Raw genomic sequence first — 22,378 nt, forward strand, 5'->3', positions numbered from 1 at the left:
CAAAAATAAGCAAGTAATAGAAAGTAATAAGAGCAAAAGAGAAACCCACAAGAATTATAAGCTTACAAAACAGCTTAATCTTGCGGGGTTTACTTATTTCTTATTTAAGAGCTCAAATATCGCTATTTAACGACAGCCCCCTGTTAATTTTATCTTTCCACTATTATGGCAGTTCCTTGACCTCCACCAATACATAAAGTAGCCAAACCAGTTTTACTATTACGTTTTATCATTTCATATATCAGAGTCACTAGTATACGTGCCCCTGATGCACCTATAGGATGACCTAATGCAATAGCTCCTCCATTAACATTAACAACGTCTTTATTAAGTCCCAAATCTCGAACAACAGCAATAGATTGAGCTGCAAATGCTTCATTAGCCTCTATTATATCTAAATCTTCCACTGTAATAGAAGCTCTTTCTAAAGCCTTTCTGGTAGCTGGTACTGGTCCATATCCCATTATACTTGGATCAAGTGCCGCTGATGCATAAGATTTAATTGTAACTAATGGTTGTAATCCTAATTCTTCAGCTTTTTCTTTTGCCATCACAATAAGCATAGATGCTCCGTCATTAATGCCAGATGCATTTCCCGCTGTAACGGTACCATCTTTCTTAAATGCAGGTCTTAATTTTTGTAGTTTTTCTATAGTCATTCCATGTTTTGGATATTCATCTTTGTTGACAATAATTGGATCACCTTTTCTTTGAGAAATTTCTATAGAGACTATTTCATCTTGGAATCTATCTTCATTTTGGGCTTTTTCAGCCTTTAATTGGCTATTAAGTGCAAATTCATCCTGCTCTTCTCTGGATATATTCCACTGCTCAGCTATGTTTTCTGCTGTGATTCCCATATGATATTTGTTGAATATATCTGTTAATCCATCATTTATCATTGAATCAATAATTTCACCATTTCCCATCCTATAACCCCATCTAGCTTTTGGTATCAAGTATGGTGCATTACTCATACTTTCAACACCACCTGCAAGAACTACATCTGCATCTCCAAGCATTATGAATTGTGCAGCCATACTTACAGTCCTAAGCGAAGAACCACAAACTTTATTGATTGTAATAGCAGGTGTAGTTTCTGGTACATCCGCACCAATCGCAATCTGTCTAGCAGTATTTTGTCCAAGCCCTGCTGTTAAGACATTACCTATAAGAACCTCATCAATGAGCTCTGGTTTTATTCCTGCTCTTTCAATTGCAGCTTTTGCTGTAACTACCCCAAGTTCAACAGCTGAAAGCTTAGCTAAACTACCTCCGAATTTACCTATTGGCGTCCTTGCTGCACCTACAATCACTACTTCTCTCATAAATACCCAATCCTCTCCCAAAAAGTACTTTCTTATCATCTTCCTTTTTTATAATCTAGCATCACTAATTATTTCAGTTACTTAACCTGTGCACAAATAGTCCACTTCTCAACTTTGGCTCGAACCATGTTGATTTTGGTGGCATTACTTCTCCTGTATCAGCAACTTCCATCAAATCATCTATTGTAGTTGGATACATAGAAAAAGCAACTTTCATTCCTTCATTGACACGTCTCTCAAGTTCTTTAAGTCCTCTGATTCCACCTATGAAATCAATTCTTTTATCTGTTCTAGGGTCTTTGATGTCAAGAATTGGTCCTAATAAATTATCTTGTAGAATCGCTACATCCAATCTATCAACAATATTTTCCTTATTAGTAATCTCATCTTTTGCAGTAAGCTTATACCACTTATTATCTAGGTACATACCATATGTATGCTTATCCACAGGTCTATAACTACCTCCTGCATATTCTTCCACTAAGAAATTATCCCTAATTTTGTCTAAAAACTCTTCTTTTGTATAGCCATTCAAATCCTTAACTACCCTGTTATAATCCATTATGAATAAATCTTCATCCGGAAAGATAACTGATAGGAAATAATTGAATTCTTCTTCTCCTGTGAATTCTGGATTATCTTGTCTTCTTTTCAATCCTACTTTTACAGAAGAGGCAGAACGATGATGTCCATCGGCTATATATAAATATTTGGTGTTCTCAAATATTCTACTAATATTATCTATTATAGAGTCCCCACTAATAACCCAAACAATATGTGTAATATCATCTTCACTTGTAAAATTGTATATAGGCTTGTTGAACTTAATATAATCATTGATAATCTTATTTAATTCGTCATTCTTCCTATATGTTAAAAATATTGGTGCTGTATTTGCATCACAGTAATCAAAGTTATTGATTCTGTCAACTTCCTTAGCTGGTCTTGTGAATTCATGCTTCTTAATAATATTATTCATATAATCATCAATAGATGTACAACCTACAAGTCCAGTTTGAACTCTTCCGTCCATAATTTGTCTGTAGATATAGTAGCATGGACTCTCATCTTGAATTAGAATCTTATCTTCAATCATTTTGTCTAGATTTTTCCTAGCTGTTTCATATACAACTTTATCGTATTGATCTACACTGTCATCCACATCTATTTCTGCACGAACAACATGTAAAAATGAATAATCATTACTAGCTGACATTTCTTCTGCTTCTTTTCTATTCATGACATCATAAGGAAGAGAAGCTACTTTCTCTACTAAATCTTTACTAGGTCTAATACCCATAAAAGGTCTAACTACAGCCATATGCTAACCTCCAATCAAAGTTTTTTGTACTAAAAGTATTCTTTAACTTTATCTATTATCTCTAAACCAATTCTAGCTTGAGCTTCTTTTGTAGATGCTCCTATATGAGGTGTCAATGAAACTTTTTCATGAGTGAATAACTTCTTATTTTTAGTAGGTTCTTCCTCAAATACATCAATAGCCGCTCCTGCTACTTTTCCAGAATCCAAAGCTTTTATTAATGCCTCTTCATCTACAACGCCACCTCTTGCACAGTTAACGATATAAACTCCGTCTTTCATCATATTGAATTCGTTTTCACTAAGTACTGGTCCCACGTCTTTGATGAAAGGTATATGTAATGATATAAAATCAGAAGTCTTTATTAATTCTTCTTTTGTCACATAACTAAATTCATCATACCCATCTTTAGTTATAATATCTGTATAGATAACTTTCATTCCTAGAGCACTAGCTCTCTTGGCTACTTCTATAGCTATTCTTCCAAACCCTATAAGCCCTAGAGTCTTTCCAGATAATTCTATGCCTTTATAAGCTTTCTTATACCACATTCCATCTCTCATTGTCACATTAGATATGTATAAAAATCTTGCCAAAGAAAACATATGAGCAATGGTTAGTTCTGCTACTGATGCACTACTAGCTTTTGGTGTATTTTCAACTGCTATACCTTTCTCTCTAGCATAAGAAACATCTATATTATCAAGTCCTACTCCAGCTCTGATGATTAGTCTAAGATTGCTTGAAGCAACTGCATCAATGACTTCTTTTCTGATCTTAGTAGCAGATCTAACAATGATTACATCGTAATCACCTAACTCCCTCTTTAACTCTGGTACATCCAAATGCTCAATAACTAATTCATGCCCCATATTTTTTAGTTCTTTTGCAGCATTTCTATCCATACCATCAGCGACTAATATTTTAGCCATAATATAACCTCCAATAAATTTACTTTTTATACCTAATTATTAATCTAAGATACTTAATAACTTATTAAAACCTAAAATTTCAATATATCCTCTATGTTTTCAAGAAGTTCCTTTACCTCTTCCAAATTAGTATCAGCCATATGTGCTATTCTAAATGTTTTTTCTTTTAATTTTCCATATCCATTAGAAATCATAAAGCCTCTTTCACCAAGAGCTTTATTTAATTCTCCAACACTGATTTCTCTTGTGTTCATAATATTTGTTAGCGTATTGGATGCATATCTTTCATCAGGTAATAATTCAAAATATTCATTAGCCCAATTTCTAACGTATTTTGCCATCTCGGCATGTCTATTAAACCTATTGTCTAGACCTTCTTCCAAGATTTTATCTAATTTATAATCTAAAGCAAACATATGTGACAATGATGGTGTTGAAGGATATTGATGATCTTTTTTCTTGATAGTATCGTACAATTTAACAAGGTCAAGATAGAATCCTCTATGTTCAACCTGTCTAGCAGCCTCTATTGCTTTTTCGGAAGCAGTACAAATAGCAAGTCCTGGAGGTAAACCAAGAGCTTTTTGAGTAGAAGTTATACATACATCTATTCCACATTTATCTACTTCAATCTTAGCACCACCTGCTGAACTAACAGCATCTACTAAGAAAACTACATCAGGGTATTTTTTGACAACTTCACCAATCTCATCTACTGGATTCATAACACCAGTTGATGTTTCATTATGTGTAACTGTAACTACATCATATTTACCAGTTGCTAATACTTCATCAACAGATTCTTTTGTTGTAGGAGTCCCCCACTCTACTTCATATAAATCAGCTGGAACATTATTTCCTATAGCCATCTCATACCATCTTTTACCAAATGCACCAACTGCAAATACAGCTGCTCTTTTTCTAGTACAAGAACGAATGGCTGATTCCATTAATCCACTACCAGATGTAGTTGATAGAATAATTTGACTTTCAGTGTAGAAAAGTTTCATAAGTTTTTCACTAATGTCTCTCTGAAGCTTAGAAGCCTCTTTAGTTCTGTGCCCAATCATAGGTTTAGCCATCATCTTTAGCACATCATCTTTAACCTCTACAGGTCCTGGAATAAATAATTTTTTATGCATATTACAGCCTCCTTACGTTAAAATTAAAATACTACTTTTACTAACATGTAGTTATTATTCATATACTGTATAGCAATATATAGAGAAATAATATAATATTGTTTTTTATATTTTCAATATCTCTCCAAATTAAGAATATCATAAATAATCTATACTACAACTAAATCAAAATTATATTTCTCAAAATAAAGAATTAATTTTCTTTTTTTTACATTATTAAGTAATTAAAACATATTTATTAAAATTATAAGCAATATCCGATTTTATTAATGGCAAAAAATGTGTGCTCATATAACTCTTAGGTTCTCCTAATGGTGGGCATACACATGCATCATTTGCAGGGTCAACTGGTTTTTCTGGATCACATACTGGACAATTCCCTTCTACAGGTCGACGCATAAATTTTCCATCACCTTTATGGAAACATATTTTGCAATCAGACACTTTACTTCCTCCTCTAAAAATTAATTTCAATATATTTTATGTATAAATCTGGAGTAGTGTTACAAGGTATCAGCTTATAATTATATATTGTCTTATAAATTAATATAGAGATTTCCCTTTTTATTACGACATTTTTATTAAAAATTATTTTCAAGCATTAATCATAATAGACTAGAATAATATATTAATAAATAAGTTATTGCACCTAATGTAAAGGGGAAATGAATATGCCATATCTACTATCGAAAAATAATGCTTCAAACTTACTCATAGACAAAACTGGAGAAAGCATATACTATAGACGTTATCCAATAAAATATAACCAAAGAGCTGTAGTTATTGCAAAAAGTACCAATAACGAATACTCTGCTTCTCTTGATGAATATAACTACATCCATGTAATATATAAGAACTCCACTAACAGCTTAATCCACTTATATGAGAAAAATAATAAATTTGAATTCACTAACCTATTAGATGACTTTGATAATAGCTACCAAATAGGTAATATCAAGTACTTGTACCATGAGCAAAATTATTTATTCTACTGTGCTTACAATCCTTATGAAAGAACTAGTGATTTAATCTTTCATGCATTTAAACAGAATGAAAAAACTGAACCTCAATCATTGTTTTCTGTCCCTAGTCTTTCCTCACCGTATGAATGTTTTATAAGCAACAATATCATTTATCTTTTATGCCAAGTGCTTAATGATAAAGGGAGCTATGAACTTAATCTATATAAATACAACATTCACTCAACTAATTGGGAGGAATTTGAAACAATAACAGATTCAGTAAACCCTTTTATTGATTATAGTCTATGCTTGTGTGATGATAAAGTTTGTATTACATATGTAGAAAGAGGTTCAACCAATACAATATATTTCATCAAAAAAAGTGGCAAATGGTCCGACCCAATAAAAATCTACTCTACTACTGAAAAAACATCACCTATTATATTTATATATAATAATATTGTATGGATTAATTTCAAAGAAGCCAATAAACTAATGTATTCATTATCATGTAATAACGGAACTACATTTACCAAACCCAAATTATGTTCATCTCAAAATCCAGAAGCTAGACATTTCTATTTCTATGGCTACAACAATAACAGTCTTTTTGGGAATAAATTTTTTGGTTATATTTATAAATACCCTATATTAGCTGTACTGAGTCAAGTTGATACAGATAATATACTTCTTAGCAGTCAAACTAACCTAGAGATAAAATCAATTATTAGTAATTTTACTTCTAATGAAATGTACAATATTGCATCATTGAAAAATGAACTGGAAGAACAAAAAGAGGTTCAGCAGAATATAACTAAACAATATGATAATCTAGCTAAAATGGCTAAAGAATTACAAAATCAAGCCAAAATGTGGAAATTAAAAACTACTCAGGCTGAGCAGGAAATTAAAAAGCTTAAAAAGAAATTGCGAAAAGCATACATAGCTAGCGAGAATAAACAACCTAAAACCAAAGAGATTGATAATGTAAAAAAAGAACATGTAAAAGAAGTGCATGTAAAAGAAACTCCCGATCAAAATATAGATATAAAAATTCCGGAACTTATTAAGCAAATTAAGGAAATAGAAAATAAGGCTAAAATTTCTGCTAAAAATATAATAGCAGAAGATAAGATAGAGATTCTAGTTAATGAAAATGGGGGTAAAAAATCTGATAATAATTCTAATATTTTAAATGAATGACTATAAAATTTCGCACCTACTATTATACTATTTAAGTATATATAGGTGCGAAACCAATATTCTCACTAGATTATAGTATTAATTGACTCCTACTTCTTATGAAGAACACTATGGTTGATGGCTTACTTATATCTATTATCTATTACCTTACGTATTTTCCCTGTTCTAAAGTTACGTTTGATAGTTTCAGGTTCAATCAATTCAAGATATATATGCCCTATCAGATTTTTACTACTGTATTCTCCTAGAGCTTTTGTCTGTTTTTTAATTGAATTAAGAACACTAGCGATAAATTCTTTAGTGCAATCCATATTTTGGATGGTTTCTATACGAATATATATCTTAATTAATTGTCCTTCATCTTTATCTATTACAACTTGATAAAATGGTGATAAATAATCATTCTTTTTAATAACCTGATCTATGTCATACAAATATAAATCCGTGTCATTCAACCTTATAACATCATCATTTCTTGATATAAGTTTGATTTTTGGAGACTTGTTGCCACAACTACACACTCCTTCTACATACTCAATATTATCACCTAATTTATACTTGATTATAGGATGCAGTTTTCTTTCTAAGTCTGTTATTAAAATATTGTTATCATCATCTTTTTCTACATAACACCAATCTTCAAAAACATGATATTCACTTGGTTTACAATATGGACACTGGTAACCTATTGGTCCAGTTTCAACTGCTGCATAACCAAAAGACTTAATAACACTGCACTTGAATACTTTCCTTAGATACTTTTCTCCTGATTCTGCCATATGATTACCACTATAGTATATTTTTTCAAAAGTAATGTCTTCATTTAACTCTTCTGCTTTTTGAGCTAGCAGTATTAAAGTACCAGGTATACCCATGATTGCATTTGGTTTAAGTTTCTTTATAATATTAATACTATCTTCTTGACACTGATTAGCTGTTAATGATAATATTCTGCATCCTGTTTTTTCAAGTCCCTTATTAGTAGCTAAGAAAGCTGTCCATAGACTACCAGCTTTCAGATAATTGACTACAAAATCATCCTTGGTTATACCTATATGTTTGAATCCAATACCAAATACTTCTTTGGACTTGGAAAATTCTTCTGTACTATACCATACAAACTTTTCTTTACCTGAAGAACCTCCTGATGAGAAAACGTAACTGTTTTCGTTTTTACCTGTAAGCATATTAGAAGATTGACTAATAAGTGCTTTACTAGTAAGTACAGGTAATTTCCTAAAGTCTTCTAAAGATTTTACAGGTATCTCTATATCTTTGTACAATTTTTTATAGTATGTTGACTTCAATGCTTGTTTTAAAATAGCATTGATTTTTGATAGTATTATTGATTCTTTTTTATACTTATTGCAATTAGATAGACCAATACTTGAATATGGTAGATCTTCAAATCCTATTTGTCTAATAAGGCTAGATACAATGTTAACTCCATCATGTAAAGATGATTCTTCTGAAGAAATACTCATATTTCCTGGTGAACAAAAACGATATACTCCTAGACTAGAAAAATCATCAATTATCTGCTGGTAATCATTATTAGCCGCAAAACCTATAGTGGACATATAATACTGTAATCTATTAATATTTCCCTCTAATATATCTTTATAGTCTTTTATGATATTAATGTATATTGTTCTAAATAATGGTGAATCCTGTATATCCTTTGAATGATTTATTATTATAGTATGATGACCTCTCTTACCTTCAATGACTTTTGCTTTTTCTTCATATTCCTTATAACTATAGAGAGAACGTGTTCTTCTAATCTCCATTTTTTCATCAATAGTCAAATACTTATTTTCATATGTAACTCCTAAGATTTCAAGTGAATCATTAAGTAATTGAATGAATTTTTGAGTTTTTTCATCTTCTTCAATAAATATATTCTGACAGCTTGTACAAGCGTTCTGCTCCCACATTATTATATCTTTTGCAAAACCCATTGCAATCTCTTCTAATCTTCCATCTGATAATTCCTTAGTTATTAAACCAAAGCTAAGTTTTGGACCAAAAGCTACAACATTAACTTTATGAGATGTACCATTTTTGTAATTTAAAACTGCTTCTCTACCACCGAACAGTAAGATGATATCACAATGATGCTTCATATAATCTTCAATATATGATTCATTGATCCTATCCCAATATATTATTGAAATATAAGGTATTAATATATTATTCTTATCTGCTTCCTTTAATGCTTCAAAAAAAATGTAAGCAAAATCAGGACTCTTTTTTGATACTTTCACTATATTGATGTTTTTTGTTACAATTCCATATATCAAGGAATCAATAGCTCCTAAGAAAATATTTCCAGCTGCTATATGACATACACTACCTACAGGTAAAACATAGCTAATATTATTATCTATATCACAAGGATAATCTATAGAATGATAATCTTTTAACACATCTAATCTCTTTGAAAGACTATCTACACTTAATACCTCTTGCAACATAGAAATACCTAATCTAACCATATTAGGGGAATAGCCTAGAAGCTCAGGCAATATTTCCATTGATTTATTATAATATTTCTTATCTATATTATTCATTAATTGACCAGTTTGTTCTAATACATACAATATATCATCTATAGGAATTTTCCAAAATTCATTTTTCATAATCTGCAGTTTTTCATCATTAAAATTGGACTCTATCAACTTCTCATCTAATGATTCATTTATATCTTTTCCCCATATAATATTTTTTATCATGATACACTATTCCTTTCTATCAAAACTGTGTTTATATCCTAATCTAACCTTATTTTGAATTCTTAAGTATCTCTAATGCTGCAATGGCACAGCCTTTGTGTTTTTTCTTTCCTCCACGACGAATACTCTTGATATAAGTACCTTCTCTATTACATGGACAATTTTCCCCTAATGTCACTATATCTGTTGAGAGAAGAGATAAATTAGGTTGGGCGATATTATAAGGTGTAAGTAAATGGAGCATACCTTCCTCTCCTATAGGAACAGGTTCTAGGGTCAATGGATCACATACTCTTACACGACTATATTGTGGAATATGATAATGTCCATATTCACAAGAACAATAAGGTATACCATGCTCAGCTAACCCATATGTATCCCCTATATGGCTAGGCTTCAATCCTATATTTTTTTCCATGTAACTTCCAAATTCTTTTAATGACATTGATTTTCCAAGATGATTTTTCCATCCTCCACCAGCTAATATAAAACTTCTTTCATCAATTTTTACAGGTTTATGTATTTTTTTTATGGTTTCTACCATCTTGTACATATATGCTGGAAAACCTAATAATCTCACAGGTCCTTCCCCACTTTGTTCAATAAATAATCTAGCCCATTTTTCATCATCGAATATATATTGTTTTCTTTCTTCATCCCATTCAATCATCCAATGGACTGATTTTTGTGGAGCCAAATCGAGCATTTGTTTATCGCTCCAACTAGTACCAATATCAGTTGCTTTAGTTATATCATAAGAAAGCATAAAATACTCAACTGGTATCTCCGAACTATACCCTATGGCATTAAAAACTGATGAAGCTATCTTATTCAGACGAGATAAAGAATCTTTATCAAAAAACGACTTGGTCTTTTGTCCTTTTGTACCCGAACTAGTTAAGGTTAATTCTATTTCCTCTTCAGGTAAACTGCATAAGTTATGATATTTCATCAAATCCACAAAAACGGGGGGTATATCATATAAATCTTCAATTGTATTTATAGCTAAAACTCCATTTGTATAGTCCAACATATGCTTCAGATAAGGATGTTTTGTTAATTGAAATTCATAATTTTCTTTCATTGCATTTATAAAAATCAGGTCATATTCCTTATTGAACTTAAAAGGTTTTAATCTACTTACTTCGTCAATATATTTGAATGTGTGCATAATCATTCTCCTCCTATTTAAATCACTTTAGGATATCTGTGTTTTTTATTTTCATTAGCTAAGGTTATATGTTTTTTGCTCTCTAGTATATACCTAAAAATCTTATTGCCAATAGATGAATTAATTTTTATACTATCTGGATGAATTTCTTTTACTTTCTGTAGTATCAATATATTATTTTTCTTTCCTGGCATTATTCCAGCAAAAAAGAAATCTCTCCTTGTAAATTCCTCATAGAACTTATGCACTAGAGAATCTTCAAGTCTTATATACAAATAGATACTTGATATATAATCATTATCATATTGGTTAATTACCTTATCCAATTCTTCCAATAAGTCCTTTCCCAACCTTTTAATATCTATATAACATATTGAGGCATCTGTATAAACTATATTGATATTACTCTTTTCCCATATTGACTCTTCAGATTCAGGCATAGGTATGACATTTATTCTAAGATTAGTATATATGAGATTAAGAACTCTTAGCAGGGAACTTGGTATATATAATTCTAAACAATCAGGTTTATTATAGAAAATGTATGTTACTTTTAAGGATTCACGTACAGTTTTTTCTATTATACCTTTGAAGTTCATAGGCTCCATACATGATATTAGTAATGCACAATCTTTAAATCCTAGTTTTAAAGCTACCTTCTGTGAATATATGTGACTAGTTATGGACATAACATATATGGCTTCTAATCCTAATTGCTTACCGTATTGTACTACCTGTTCTGACAAATCATATAATATATTTTGTCTTCTATACTCTTTTTTAACAAATGCTGCAGACATCTCACCTTGTGGACCATGAATTTTTAATCCTACATGAGCTATAACTTCTTCCTTGTCACCTATCGCTACAAAAGATATTAGTCTCTTACTTTTATTGAGTATTTCCATATTTTTTCGGTCATACATATTTTTATGTACATATGTATCACCATATATCTGATATATTAGATTACATAATTCTGGAATTTCATTTGGTTTAATCAACCTTATATAGTAACCCATAATTATCCCCTCCTAATTGATACTTTGGTATAAAAATTATTATGAATGCAGCTAATACAGATAATATTCCTTCATAAAAAACTACTGTGGATACACTGACAATATTGGTTAATGCACCATTAATAATATAAGTTATAGGTATAATGCTGAAGCACATTGTAGTAAGAATTGCGAAAAAACGTCCTTTTAAATAATCTGGTACAATTTTTTGAAAAAAACCATAGGCTGTAGCATTTACATGGGCTAATGTACAACCTGTTATAAATAAGCATAAAGCAATAATATATCTATTAGTTGATAACCCTATTAAACTCATAGATATTCCCATAGTAAGGACACTGATAAAAATCTTTTTATACATCTTCTCATTAATATCATTTCTGAAACTAAGCAATAATGTAATCATTACTGAACCCAATGCAACTGCCCCTTCTAATATCGCAAGCCAGTTTGACTGTTCATTTATTACAAACTTCACAATAAGGGGTATAAATATTGCAATTGGAGATACAAAAAAGTTAAAAATGAGAAAAAAAATAATGAGTGCAAATAAAGGTTTAATACTTATAATATATTTAAACCCTTGTCCAAATTCTTGTCTAAAATTTTTAGTCATAGTATTCTTCTTAACACTAAGATTAGTATGTATAAAAAGAATAATAAATAAAGATACGATGAAGGACAAAGCATTAAATATAAAAGCTCCTTTGATTCCTACAGCATAGATGACTACTCCCCCAAGGAAAGCCCCTAGTAGATTCGATACTTGCAAAACCATAGAATCAAGAGCTACAGCCTGAGAAATACTTTCTTCATCGGTTAGGATTTCAATTGATGCATTAGTTGCCGATTCAAATAATGGCGTAAATGTAGCTATTAAAAAACTTAGAATAAATAAAGACCATATGGTATAATTATCATTACACACAAAGAATGCTAAAATTGCCATAAAAAAAGCTCGTACTATATCAGCCAAAACAAGACATGTTTTTCGATTAATACAATCAGCAATAGTTCCCATGAATGGTCCAAAAATAACTACTGGTATAATATTTGCAGCCATTACTATACTCAGATTCAATGCAGAATTAGAATTATCCATTGATAATACTAACCACGAAAGAGAAATCAAGAAAAATTTATCCCCTATAGAGGATATGAGTCTAGCAAAAAATAATATTCTGAAATCTGAGAATAAAATTAAAGGATGTTGTTTTACTTTTTCTCTCATATCAAATACCTCCTGACATTATATAACATGTGATATAATAACACAATAATTCTAAATATTTTGTAGAAATTTGTCTTGTAACTGGTTATAAAATTGAATTTTAATTTTTGAATGTAATTTCGTTATATAATATATTTTATTAAGTAAAATATCATTTAGTTTAATATTAATAAGCAAATTTACTAGAATTCATAACTCAGTTGCAAAAAATGGTATAGTATAAGATATTTTCTCCTTACATAATTATAGAAAATCTATTATTAAAGGGTCAAATAAAAGCAGATTTGTACCTACTATTACTTGACCCTTTTTTATTTTATAATTTTGAATTTGATTTGATGAATTCTACTAATTCATCTATTTGAGTGTATGCTAAACAAGTAACTGTATCTGCTCCGCCATAATATATAGCGATTCTTCCTGTTTCACTATCAGTTAATGCTGCACATGGGAATACTACATTAGGAACATCCCCTACACACTCATATAACTCTCTTGGAGCTAATAAATAAGGCTCAGTTCTAGCAATTACTTTCCAAGGTTTTTCTAAATCAAGTAGTGCTGCACCAAAATGATATACATAACCATTACAAGAAGTCAGTACTCCATGATAAATTAATAACCATCCTTCGCTAGTTTCAATAGGTACTGGCCCTGCTCCAATTTTAGTACTTTGCCACCAACCTCTAGGTGCCATTACATGTCTATGTCTACCCCAGAATTTTAAGTCATTACTTTCACTATAGAATATATCTCCAAAAGGAGTATGTCCAGTATCACTTGGACGACTTAACATTGCAAAATTACCATCTATTTTTTTAGGAAAAAGAACTCCATTCCTATTAAAAGGTAAAAATGCATTTTCTAACTGATGAAATTCTTTGAAGTCATAAGTATATGCTATACCTATAGTTGGTCCGTAAAATCCATTACACCATGTTACATAATATCTATCTTCTATCCATACCACTCTAGGATCGTAAGCATATTCAAATTCTTTTACTTGTTCAATATCGCAGTTAAATTTTATAGGTTCTTCGTTTATATCCCAGTTAACTCCGTCTTTACTGAATCCTGCATGAATTCTCATTTCTCTTCTTTTATCATCACATCTAAAAACACCTGCGAAACCATCTTCAAATGGAACAACAGCACTATTGAAGATACTATTTGATGTTGGTAGATGATCTCTTTTTATTATTGGGTTCATATTAGAACGCCAAATCACTTCTTTACAATCAGCTGGTTTTTCTTCCCATGGAATATTTTTTAATGATTCTCCAATAATCTTATATTTTCCCATTGATGTCTATCTCCTTATTCTAATATAATTTTATCTTTTATAATCAAAGATGTAAGCATAATCAGACCGCTTATACCTGAACAAAGTATAATCGGTACATGAAATAAACCAATAAGAACAATTATCATGAGTGCTAAGCAAGTTAATGTTGTAAAAAAATACTTATTACCTAAAACAAATGCTACCTTAATTAAAAGGTTAACTGGTTTATCATACATTGCCAATAAAGAAAATATATATATGCTTATAACCAATATTTCAATTAACACCAACAATTGTACTGCAAAAAGAAACATCGTCATATATGTATTTCCAATTATACTTTGAAAAAAGGTGATATTATTAATGTTAACATATGTTATTGAACACACTGATATTAGAACAATCCAAACTATAGTAGATTTCTTGAAGTTTTTCTTGAAACCATAAAAAAACTCTTTATAATTACAATTACCCTTATCTTCAGCTCTTCTCAACATAACATAGAATAAAGCTGTAGTAGATGCTCCACCTGTTATGCCAAATCCTATTATAGTGAATACTATCCATAATAGATTCATGTAGAATAGATCAATAATAGTTATTCCTATCCTATATAGTATACTGTCAATTGAAAATAATCTTCCCAATTTCAAACACCTCTTTTCAAAGTATATTTATTAGTGTAAAAGGGGCTTTTAGCCCCTTTTAGTATCAAATATTAATTCTAATTATTTGAACGCCATTCATCATATTGTCTTTGAAGTTCTTTAATTACTTCATCTATTCCTGCTTTCTTTAATTTTTCTATAGCTTTTGGAAGATATTCAGTAGGATCAACTACTCCTAAATATATAGATGAATTCACTTCTTCAGCTACATTAGTAACAGCTGACATTGTAGTCTTAACCTTTGAAAAATCAGGAGTAAATCCTAATGATGGAGCATTGATACATGAGTTATTAAATTCTTCAAATTTTTCCCATTTATCATTAGGAGTACCTTCTAATGAATAAGTGTTAAATAAGTTACCAATAGAAAATGATGGGAATGCATATGATTTTTTACCTTGTTCAGTCTTAGTAATATGTTTATCATCAACTTTATTATAATGTGTTCCCTCAATACCATAATCTATTAGATTAATTACGTATTCATCAGTATATAATAGATTCATGAATTCCATTGTTTTTTCTGGGTGTTTAGAAGTTACTGAAATACCTTGCATAGCACCACGAGTTGAACTATTATTTGCATATGGTTCATGTACTGGCATAATTGCTATCTCTGACATGCTGAAATCTCCATCATGCCAAATCATTTCTGCATATGGTTGATAGTGTGCTTTTGCTATGAAATAATTACCTGATTTATTATTATCTCCGATAGAATTAATTGCCGCATCTGGATGAATGAATCCTTTTTGATAATATCTATGCATTGTTTTAAATATTTCCATTGCTTCTTCCGTCTCAAATGTGTTAATAATCTTGGAATCATCATCAAATTTGATGGAAAGTGGTAATTTATCTCCTAAGAAATGATCTATATTTGGAACATATGGAACACTTTGTTTATCAAGCGTTAATGGTATTACATCTGGCTCATTATCTTTAATAATCTGTAAATATGGCTCTAAGCTTTCCAAAGTAGATATTTTACTAATATCAATATCATATTTATCTGCTAGATCTTTATTGATAATCCACATTGACTGCCATCCTAATTCTTTATTAGTAGGTAATCCATAGATTTTACCATTAATAGTTGCACCCTCTAAGAATAGTGGATGTAAGTTTTTCTTAATACCTTTTCCATACTCTTCTATTAAATCATCAAGTGGAATTAATGCACCCTTAGCCACATTTGAAGCAAAGTCATTAGCCCAAGAACATGCGAACATCATGTCAAACTTTTCTCCTGACGCAACCTTAACTTGCATCTTTTGATTGTATTCAGCCCAGTCAAACATCTTAATGTCAACTGTAGCATTAATTTTTTCAAGTAAATATTTATTTAATTCTTCTTCTACAAGAGTTTCATCCTTTTGAGGTGTTCCAATTGTATACCAAGTCAGATTGACTGGCTTTTCTTTCTCTTTGTCTGAACCTGAATTAGTAGTATCTGTCTGATTTTTATCATCTTTCTTTTCTCCACACCCTACTAACATTGTTGATAGTGCAAGCATTAATGCTAGAACTAAAATAAAACTTTTTTTAAACATTATATTTCCTCCCTTAAAATTGAAATTTAATTCTATATTAAATTGCTGATAATAGCAAATAATACACTATATTAACCTTTTACTGAACCTACTGTAAGTCCTTGTATAAAATATTTTTGAAAAAAAGGATATGCACAAGCTATAGGAATTGTTGATATAACTACAATTGCCATTCTTAGTGTCTCAGAAGGTAATTTATTAACCTCTTGTCTACTTATACCCATTTCATTAGCATTCTGAATAAGGAATTCTGTTTGTTTCTCAATCTTCATTAATAAGTATTGTATAGGAGTTATTTGGGCAACATCAATATATAGTAGTGCATTAAACCAATCATTCCAGTATCCTAAAGTTGTAAATAGAGCAATCGTTGCAACAGAAGGCAGTGATATAGGTAATATAATTTTGAAAAATGTTCTAAATTCACCAGCACCATCAATCTGTGATGCCTCAATTATTGAATCTGGAATACTAGTTCTAAAGAATGTTCTCATCACTATAACATAAAAAGCATTTAACGTTAATGGTAAGATAAGAGCCCATATAGTATTTTGAAGTTTAACTATTCTTGTTAAAACCAAATAAGTTGGAACTAATCCCCCACCAAAAAGCATAGTAAAAAATGCCATATAATTGAAGAAATTCTTATATCCAAAACATTTTCTAGATAATGCATAAGCATAGAAGGCTGTAACTGTGACACTAACAACAGTTCCAATTACTGTTATAAATACTGATACACCAAAAGATTTTATAATCTGTGTACCTGCCTTGAATATATATTCATATGCAGCAAAATTAAATTTCGCTGGAAATAAAGAATATCCATTAACTCTCAGAACTGTTTCATCTGTTATAGATGACATTATAACTGTTATGAATGGCACAATACACATCAGTGAAAACAAACCAAAAAATATTGTTATAATTATATTTGATTTTCTAGAAATATTATGAAAACTTTCTTTTCTTTTCTTTCTGACCATTTTCTTCACCTCCACTAGAATATTGCGTTTTCTTTATCTACTTTTTTAACAATCCCATTTGTAACCATGATCAAAATGAATCCTACAAATGATTGGAATAGACCTGCCGCCGTACTCATACCTACATCGCCAGACTTTATCAAACCTCTATATACATAGGTATCTATTACATTAGTCACTGGGAATAGAGGTCCTGATTCTTTTGGTACATTATAGAAAAGTCCAAAATCTGCACTAAATATTCTTCCAATAGCTAATATTGTTAGTGTAATGATCATAGGCTTTAAATGTGGTAAAGTAATATGTTTAATCTGTTGCCATTTTGTGGCTCCATCTAACATTGCAGATTCATAGTATGCTTTGTCTATTCCACAAATTGCAGCCAAATAAAAAACTATACTATATCCAAGATTTTTCCAGTTATTAATAAATACTAATAGTAAAGGCCATTTTTCAGGCTCAGAATACCACGATATCTTGTCCATACCTATATAAACTAAAACATTATTAACTATTCCTTTGTCCAAACTTAAAAAGGTATATACAAAATATGAAACAATTACCCAAGATAAGAAATATGGAAAAAACATGCTCGTCTGATATATTTTACTTAATTTTTTTCTTGTCATTTCATTAAGCATGATTGCAAATGATACAGAAAGAATTGTTCCTGTAATTATAAATGCCGTATTATAGCATATTGTATTTCTAACTATTATAAATGCATTACTAGAACTGAATAGAAACTTAAAATTCTCAAAACCTACCCAGTCACTTTTAAATAAACTGTTAATGAAACCACCAGGAAAATATCTAAAATCTTTAAATGCAATGACAATTCCAAACATGGGCAAATACTTAAAAACAATTAACCATATTGCCCCTGGTAAAACCATTAATAATAAAGCAAAATTTCTTTTAATGTTGCTTGTCATTTTAAAAGTATTATTATTGTTAGTTAAAACTTTCACTTTATTTATCACCTACCTGTCTTTATTTGTCTCTAACGTTATGTATATTATATAAGCTATCTTAGATATTCTCTAGTTCAAATTGTTTAGTTTTACTATAAAAATATTACTTAGTTTTTTATGTTTTACTTATATTCACATATATAATCATTTGATTTTTTATTAAAAAGTTGTTTTTTATTACTGCAACTAACATAATCAACTATAAATTATTTATATTTACTAGATTATTTTTATATATTTTTTATCTAATTAGTTATACCTCACATTATTCATAGACTAAAAGGTAATTTCATATTATACTATAGACATACTTGACTAGAACTATTTATTTACGATTGGATGTGTTACAAAATTGACAAGATGGATAAAGAATATAAAAAACCAACTTTTTAAAAAAATTATAATTTTTTACTCACTTATAGCAATAATTTTTCTCACAGGTTTATCTTGTTTATCTATATATATAATTAATGATAATAAAACTAAAGAAATAAAGAATGCTAATTCAAGATTAATAGATGAAACATATTATACTCTGACATCGAAATATAATACTTCCAAGAATATACTTAACAATCTTTATGTGAATAAATCTTATGCTGATTCTGTTTTAGCTTTTTTAGAAATGGGTTATCCTGATTTTTATACTTATTCTCTAAATAATTACTTCAAAAATGATATATCTCTTTTTACTAGATTGAATGCTTATCTAGAGATTTCATTATTACAAGATAAGGATATTTATAGCATAATGTTATATAGTATAGACAGTGAATTCTTGTATACATTAAATGATAATACAGAATCAAAATATTATAATAGTGATACAGAACTATTTCAAAGTTATCATGAAGAATTAAGTACATACCCCCTGACAGAAAAAGCAAGATTCAAGACGAACTATTCTGTAAAAAACACTGAATCTAGTACTTTTAGTTATATATTAACAATCAAGAATCCTATTTCATTAAAACCTGTAGGAAAGCTAATAATTAATTATAGTAGTAAGATTATTAATAATAACATATTTAATATATCTAAGACCATTGATCCTGGACATGTCATAATACTCGCTGGCAATAATAATGTAGTATTTGATTCAACTAATGAACATAACTCAATCATTGATCCAGATATAATTAGATATGCACATCACAATTATGGTATAGTTGATTCCACCTATGTAAAATCAATAAAGAATGTAGATGTAGATATAGTTATTATAGGTGCTATACCAAAAGGAACTATTCAAAATTATATAAGACCTACAATATTGTTAATTGTATTAGTAACAATATTATGTATAATAGCTATCATTGGATTGTCTATTTTATTTACTGCATCTTATTCAAACCGTTTGCATCACATAACATCAGCAATAAAAGCCGTACGTAATGGTGATTTATCCGTACGCATAAAGACAAAAAATAAAAAAGATGAATTAACAGCTATTGCCAATAACTTCAATAAGACGTGCGATGATCTTAATAATTATATTGAAAAAGTATACGTTTATCAAGTTAAACAAAAAAGTGCTGAATTAAAATCTCTACAAGCCCAAATAAATCCTCACTTTTTATACAATACTTTAGAATCCATTAGAATGAGAGCTGCCGTCAGTGGTGCAAAAGATGTATGTGAAATGATATATATCTTAGCAACATTTTTCAGAAATTCTCTAAAGACCGAAACTATAACTACTATTGAAAAAGAACTTGAACACTGTCAATTATATTTGAAATTATTTCAAATTAGATATAATAATAAATTAACTGTAAACCTTAATGTTGAAGAATCCATGCTGTCTTACAGCATAGTTAAATTATCATTACAACCCATAGTGGAAAATTATATTGTTCATGGAATTAATCTGGATGCCTCAAATAATAGTATTACAATTAATAGTTATTTCAAGGATAATGATATCTATATTGAAATAGAAGATAATGGCTGTGGGATAGATGAGAGTTCTTTAAATGATATAAAATTGGCTCTTGAGAACAAAGTACAACCTACTAGTATAGGAATATTTAATGTTCATGAAAGATTACGGATAGTATATGGTGATACTTATGGACTAAAGATATCATCCTACAAATATGTTGGAACTAAGGTGACAATTCATATACCTGCAAAGAAGAAGGGAGATTTATAAAATGTATAATGTTTTATTAGTTGATGATGAACCTTTTATTGTTGACGGACTTGAAGTCTTAATAGATTGGGCTAAATTAAATTTAACAGTTGTTGGTAAAGCTTATAATGGAAGAGATGCTCTTGATTTCATGAAATTCACTCATGTTGATATTCTCATAACTGACGTAAAAATGCCTAAGATGCAAGGATTAGAACTTATATCAGAAGCAAAAATCCTTAATCCTAATTGTAAATGTTCAATACTAAGTGGGTACAATGACTTTGAATACGTAAAAGAAGGTATAAAGCTAGGTATAGAAAACTACCTAACAAAACCAGTTAATACGGATGAATTGACTGCTACTCTGGAAGAAACAGTTAAGAGTCTTGATCTAGCAACATCTAAGGTTATTTTTACACCTAATAATAGTGAATGGCATATATTAAGAGGTAATATCTTATCTAGATGGGTAAATGATTCTATCACTTCAGAAGAACTTCAAAATAGATCAGATATGCTGCAAATCATTACCGATAGTTCTTGCTATAGTGTGGCAATAATTAATATTACATTAGATAGTGCAAATACTCAAGTATCCAAGATATATAACATCTGTTATAATTATATAAAATCCGATGATAAAATAATGTCCTTTGAAGACATGTATGGTAATTTTGTTTTGATATTCACCCACGAACAATATGATGATAGAAACTCTTATATACTCAATATACTAGATAAAATATATAAAAATATAACTTCTCTTAATGTAAAAGTACATATAACTCTAGGACCAACAGTTATATCATATAAAGAGCTTTCTAAAAGTTATAAAACTGCAAGAAAACTTTTCGAGTACTTTCTAATATACCCCAATAAAAAGGTTATCTGTAATGACATACTTAATGATAGTAAACTAAAAGTTGAAAACCTAATATCTATAGACCATAATTTTATAGCATCTTCATTGGTATCTAAGAACAAAGACGAATTATTTAGCTATATAGATAAACTATTTAATGAAATTATCAATATACCGGGAATAACTCCTGAACATCTGAAAATGATTGTTGTAAAAATCTTATTAACATTATATAAATCTATGAGTAGTCAATTTGTTCTATTTCAAAATGAAATTATCAATCATCAATCAAATTTACTATCTACTATACATGACATACATGATTTAAAAATACTTAAAGAAACATTAAAGAATTTATTCACCTATATAATAGATAAGCTAAATGAGAAAGAAACATTAACTAGTCCAGTAGTATATCAGGTATTAAAATATATTCATAAAAATTACAGCAAAGAACTTTCTTTGAAAACTCTAAGCTTCCAGTTCAATATTAATACAACTTACTTGGGACAGTTATTCAAAAAGGAAACTGGCGTCTCTTTTCCTAATTACTTGAATAATTATAGAATCGATAGAGCTAAAGAATATCTACTTGAGAGTAATCTAAAAACAGCTCAGATTGCCAAAAAAGTGGGTTATATGGACCCGAATTATTTTTATAGGATATTCAAGAAATATACTGGCGTCTCTCCTACAGATTATAAATCATTAAAATAACTATCAGCATAAAAAGGGGCTGTCGTTAAATAGCGATATTTGAGCTCTTAAATAAGAAATAAGTAAACCCCGCAAGATTAAGCTGTTTTGTAAGCTTATAATTCTTGTGGGTTTCTCTTTTGCTCTTATTACTTTCTATTACTTGCTTA

17 protein-coding genes are annotated in these 22,378 nt (G+C 29.6%); 3 read left to right on the top strand and 14 right to left on the bottom strand.

The window, feature by feature from the left end; all coding sequences use genetic code 11:
• Positions 1–149: 149 nt before the first annotated feature.
• The 5 genes from N4A55_RS10410 to N4A55_RS10430 all read right to left on the bottom strand — a co-directional run bounded on the left by N4A55_RS10410 (position 150) and on the right by N4A55_RS10430 (position 5,167).
• The gene (locus N4A55_RS10410; protein ID WP_293755934.1) at positions 150–1,328 is read right to left on the bottom strand and encodes an acetyl-CoA C-acetyltransferase; all 1,179 of its coding nucleotides are present in this window, start codon (positions 1,326–1,328) and stop codon (positions 150–152) included.
• Between the two features lie 73 nt (positions 1,329–1,401).
• Positions 1,402–2,649, bottom strand: a complete 1,248-nt coding sequence (locus N4A55_RS10415; protein WP_293755937.1) for a DUF1015 domain-containing protein — start codon at positions 2,647–2,649, stop codon at positions 1,402–1,404.
• 29 nt (positions 2,650–2,678) lie between these two features.
• Entirely contained in the window at positions 2,679–3,581 is a 903-nt protein-coding gene (locus N4A55_RS10420) for a D-2-hydroxyacid dehydrogenase (RefSeq protein WP_293755940.1), read from the bottom strand.
• Between the two features lie 71 nt (positions 3,582–3,652).
• Entirely contained in the window at positions 3,653–4,723 is a 1,071-nt protein-coding gene (locus N4A55_RS10425) for a pyridoxal-phosphate-dependent aminotransferase family protein (RefSeq protein ID WP_293755943.1), read from the bottom strand.
• 216 nt (positions 4,724–4,939) lie between these two features.
• Positions 4,940–5,167, bottom strand: a complete 228-nt coding sequence (locus N4A55_RS10430; protein ID WP_293755946.1) for a hypothetical protein — start codon at positions 5,165–5,167, stop codon at positions 4,940–4,942.
• Positions 5,168–5,394: 227 nt separating this feature from the next.
• Between N4A55_RS10430 and N4A55_RS10435 the strand changes: the two genes are divergently transcribed.
• Positions 5,395–6,888, top strand: a complete 1,494-nt coding sequence (locus N4A55_RS10435; RefSeq protein ID WP_293755949.1) for a hypothetical protein — start codon at positions 5,395–5,397, stop codon at positions 6,886–6,888.
• Positions 6,889–7,010: 122 nt separating this feature from the next.
• Here N4A55_RS10435 and N4A55_RS10440 read toward each other — a convergent pair whose 3' ends face one another.
• The 9 genes from N4A55_RS10440 to N4A55_RS10480 form a co-directional block, all read right to left on the bottom strand.
• Entirely contained in the window at positions 7,011–9,623 is a 2,613-nt protein-coding gene (locus N4A55_RS10440) for an acyl-CoA reductase (RefSeq protein WP_293755952.1), read from the bottom strand.
• Between the two features lie 49 nt (positions 9,624–9,672).
• The gene (locus N4A55_RS10445) at positions 9,673–10,794 is read right to left on the bottom strand and encodes a LuxE/PaaK family acyltransferase (protein WP_293755955.1); all 1,122 of its coding nucleotides are present in this window, start codon (positions 10,792–10,794) and stop codon (positions 9,673–9,675) included.
• Positions 10,795–10,811: 17 nt separating this feature from the next.
• Complete coding sequence (locus N4A55_RS10450) at positions 10,812–11,816, bottom strand: GNAT family N-acetyltransferase (RefSeq protein ID WP_293755958.1); 1,005 nt, start codon at positions 11,814–11,816, stop codon at positions 10,812–10,814.
• On the bottom strand, positions 11,791–13,047 hold the full coding sequence (locus N4A55_RS10455) for an MFS transporter (protein WP_293755960.1): 1,257 nt from the start codon (positions 13,045–13,047) through the stop codon (positions 11,791–11,793). Before N4A55_RS10455 ends, N4A55_RS10450 begins: the two co-directional genes overlap by 26 nt.
• A 316-nt stretch (positions 13,048–13,363) precedes the next feature.
• A complete protein-coding gene (locus N4A55_RS10460) occupies positions 13,364–14,350 on the bottom strand; it encodes a glycoside hydrolase family 130 protein (protein WP_293755963.1) in 987 nt (328 codons plus the stop codon).
• 14 nt (positions 14,351–14,364) lie between these two features.
• Positions 14,365–14,979, bottom strand: coding sequence for a YesL family protein (locus N4A55_RS10465; RefSeq protein ID WP_293755966.1), 615 nt, complete (start codon positions 14,977–14,979; stop codon positions 14,365–14,367).
• Positions 14,980–15,056: 77 nt separating this feature from the next.
• Positions 15,057–16,553: an ABC transporter substrate-binding protein gene (locus N4A55_RS10470; RefSeq protein WP_293755969.1), complete on the bottom strand. Its 1,497-nt coding sequence runs from the start codon at positions 16,551–16,553 to the stop codon at positions 15,057–15,059.
• A 71-nt stretch (positions 16,554–16,624) separates the two neighbouring features.
• Entirely contained in the window at positions 16,625–17,539 is a 915-nt protein-coding gene (locus N4A55_RS10475) for a carbohydrate ABC transporter permease (RefSeq protein WP_293755972.1), read from the bottom strand.
• A 14-nt stretch (positions 17,540–17,553) separates the two neighbouring features.
• Positions 17,554–18,510, bottom strand: a complete 957-nt coding sequence (locus N4A55_RS10480) for an ABC transporter permease (protein WP_330666376.1) — start codon at positions 18,508–18,510, stop codon at positions 17,554–17,556.
• 355 nt (positions 18,511–18,865) lie between these two features.
• Between N4A55_RS10480 and N4A55_RS10485 the strand changes: the two genes are divergently transcribed.
• Positions 18,866–20,668: a sensor histidine kinase gene (locus tag N4A55_RS10485; protein WP_293755975.1), complete on the top strand. Its 1,803-nt coding sequence runs from the start codon at positions 18,866–18,868 to the stop codon at positions 20,666–20,668.
• Between the two features lies 1 nt (position 20,669).
• Positions 20,670–22,229 (top strand): response regulator transcription factor, encoded by a 1,560-nt coding sequence (locus N4A55_RS10490; protein WP_293755978.1) that lies wholly within the window; start codon positions 20,670–20,672, stop codon positions 22,227–22,229.
• Positions 22,230–22,378: the final 149 nt, after the last annotated feature.

Source organism: Vallitalea sp. (assembly GCF_025211055.1).
Lineage (GTDB): Bacteria > Bacillota > Clostridia > Lachnospirales > Vallitaleaceae > Vallitalea.